We start from the raw sequence: 500 nt of genomic DNA, 5'->3' as shown, positions 1-500 counted from the left end.
ATTTGAGTTGCAGTAATGACGACGCGGTTCAAACTGCGAGCTCGACGAATGAGTTTTTTCTGAACACCGATCAGCTCAGGATCGCCAATCTCAACGCCTAAATCGCCGCGAGCGACCATCACGACGTCAGAAGCTAGGATGATATCGTCAATCGACTCGCTTGTGGCGACGGTTTCTGCACGTTCTACTTTTGCGACGAGTTTTGCTTCTAAGCCGGCATCCCGGGCCAAGCGTCTGGCATAGTGCATGTCCTCGCCATTGCGTGGGAAAGAAATGGCCAAATAGTCGACCTTAATTTCTGCGGCTGTGATGATGTCAGCTTTGTCTTTTTCCGTGAGTGCATCGGCTGATAAGCCACCGCCTTTTTTGTTGATGCCCTTGTTATTGGATAATGGGCCACCAACGGTCACACGGGTATGGACTTTATTTCCTTCTACGCTGGTGACTTGCAATTGAACTCTGCCATCATCAAGCAGTAGAATGTCGTTCGGTGAAACATC

At 49.6% G+C, this 500-nt stretch carries 1 protein-coding gene; it reads right to left on the bottom strand.

The features are described from left to right. Nucleotides 1-500, bottom strand: a 500-nt coding sequence (locus R7Q09_RS28785) for a pyruvate kinase (protein ID WP_318144289.1), incomplete at both ends; no start/stop codon positions are given.

This window comes from Vibrio sp. 2130-1 (assembly GCF_033339515.1).
This window is presented reverse-complemented; position numbering and strand designations above follow the sequence as displayed.